Annotated in this window: 2 protein-coding genes; one reads left to right on the top strand and one right to left on the bottom strand. The window is 30.8% G+C overall.

Annotated elements, in window-relative coordinates; translation table 11 throughout:
- Nucleotides 1–165 precede the first annotated feature (165 nt).
- Complete coding sequence (corA, locus tag ACMOUI_RS07985) at nt 166–1,215, bottom strand: magnesium/cobalt transporter CorA (protein ID WP_418965198.1); 1,050 nt, start codon at nt 1,213–1,215, stop codon at nt 166–168.
- A 173-nt stretch (nt 1,216–1,388) separates the two neighbouring features.
- On the opposite strand from corA, the gene ACMOUI_RS07990 reads away from it, so the two are divergent.
- Nucleotides 1,389–2,243 (top strand): hypothetical protein, encoded by an 855-nt coding sequence (locus ACMOUI_RS07990; RefSeq protein WP_418965199.1) that lies wholly within the window; start codon nt 1,389–1,391, stop codon nt 2,241–2,243.
- Nucleotides 2,244–2,444 lie beyond the last annotated feature (201 nt).

Here is a 2,444-nt window from a genome sequence, read left to right on the forward strand (position 1 = left end):
GTTTATAAGTAACCCATAAGATAGCTAAAAAGATCAGCTTTTTAATAAAGATAGGTGCTGATTTAGCGAGAGCAGCAGTAAATTCATTAAGAAAAGTTGCCAATGTTTGTTCCATTTGTTAAAATCCTCCCAATTATAAAAAATATTAATAGTAAGAAATAGATATTACCACCATTTTTTCTTTTTAAAAAAGTAGGCAGTTCCAATGATTATAGTACCCATAATTGTTAAAAGGGTAAAATAACCATATTTCCAACTCAGTTCTGGCATATACTGGAAATTCATACCATAGAGACCAGCTAAGAAACTTAAAGGGATAAAAATACTTGAGATCATAGTTAAAACTTTCATAATCTCATTCATCCCCGTACTAATAGTGGAGTGATAGAGTTGTAAAAGTTCATTTCCTCTATTGAAAAGAGCATCATTAGATTCATTTGCTATAATTATATGATCTTGTAAATCCCGTAGATAGATATCAATATCCTCTCCCAAATACTCCTGAATATCAGAATCTTTAAACTTTGAAGAAACCTCTTTCAAAGGGGTTAAAGCTCTTCTAAATTTTAAAAGTTCTTTTTTTAGCTCTAAAATTTCATCAAAATCCTCTTTTTTAGGCTCTGTTGTAACCTTGTCCTCTAAATCGTCGATTCTTTCCTCTAAATCCTCAATTATAACGAAGTAGTTATCAACAATTCTATCGATTAATGAGTAAGTGAGATATCCCTCCTTCTTTGTTCTAAGCCTTCCATTTCTCTTTTCAATACGACATCTGATACTATCGAAAACATCAAATGGATTCTCCTGGAACGTTATTAAAAGATTGGAAAAGAGTATGAATGATATCTGTTCATACTCATATTTATGTTTTTTGCTAGAGTGAGAAATCATTTTTAATGTTATAAAAATATAGTCATCTCTAATCTCAAGTTTTGGTCTTTGAGAACTATTCAATAGATCCTCTAAAATTAAGGAGTCTATATTGAAAGCTTCACCCACTTTTTTTATGAGATCAGTATTATGAATACCGCCAATATTTAACCAATTGACATGTGATGGGTGCAGCTCTATAAAGAGATTATCTCTAAAAATAAAACTATTTTTTTTGAAAGATTCGTGATTGTAGGTATAATGAGTGATAGGGATCTCCACTGTAGATTGACGATCTCCAGTATAAAGAAGAGTTCCCGGTTGTAGCCCAACTTTTTTATTCAAAATTGTACCCCCTATTGGATAGTATAGTAATATATTATACTAAATATATTACTATAAGAAGATGATAAAAACAACCAGAAATAAAAGGGAGTTATAAATGAAGTAAAAATTGTAAAAAAAGAGTAGAGTGTGATAAAATATAGGCGATATATTAAATTTTTTAAGGAGAAAATATGAAGTATTTTTTGTTTTTAAACCATCCTAAAGGTGAAGAGGTATATAGGGTAAGTGAAGAGAGAGAGGAGATGTTAAGAGAACATTTTTCCAGAGTGAATATTTTAGAAACAGAGGTTATAATGAGAGGGAAGAGATACAAAGCTATTGTAGACTACACAGCTTTTTCAAATTTAGCCAACTTTGATTGCTTTAGATGCCAAGATCCATGTTGTGCAGATAATCCAGTAATTTATGAAAAGGTTACTAGAGAGTTTATACTGAATAATATAGAGAGCTATAATGAGAAAACTAAAAATATTGATATTTTATTAGAGAGAGGCTATGAGGTAGAGGAGATAGTGGAAAGCATAAAAAAAGATAGCTGTATGGTTCCAGAGGAAACTGTAGAAAATGAGATATCTTTATGTACATGTTCTTTTAAGCCCAACAATGAGTCCGTACTTTGCTCTTTACATTCAATGTGTTTAGAGAAAGGTCTAGGAGCTAAAGATATCGTTGAAAAAAAACCTTTAGTATGTAGCTTATGGCCTATAGATATAATCTCAGAAGAGGATGAGAGTTTACTTTATATAACGGTTCCTGATGATTTTACAACAGGATTCACAATTGAAGACTACTATGATACACCATGCGTAAATAGAGAGTTGACACAAAGTTCAAAGTTTAGAAGAAAAAATCCAAAGGGATTTTTGGAAGATGAATATGTTCCACTGATAATGGCCTATGGAGAAACTTTGAAATATAGTTTAGGGGAAAAATTTTGTAATGAAGTAAAGGAGAGACTATTAGCAGAAAACCTTATTTTCGCTGAGGAGTTGGATATAGAGGAAAAACAAATATTAAAAAAATAAAAAAAAGTTATTGACGAAGTTTCAAATTTATGATACTATAATTTTTGTCAGCGGGAAACGCCGCCGACAAGAATTGTAGAAAAGGACATTAACAACCGAATAGAGAAAATAGTCAGAAGTTATGAAAATAACAAATGCCAGAAATGGCACAACCAATAAATGGTGTAAACGTAAGTCTTAGGACTTTAAATATATTTGAAT

The organism is Cetobacterium sp., assembly GCF_048470075.1.
Lineage (GTDB): Bacteria > Fusobacteriota > Fusobacteriia > Fusobacteriales > Fusobacteriaceae > Cetobacterium_A.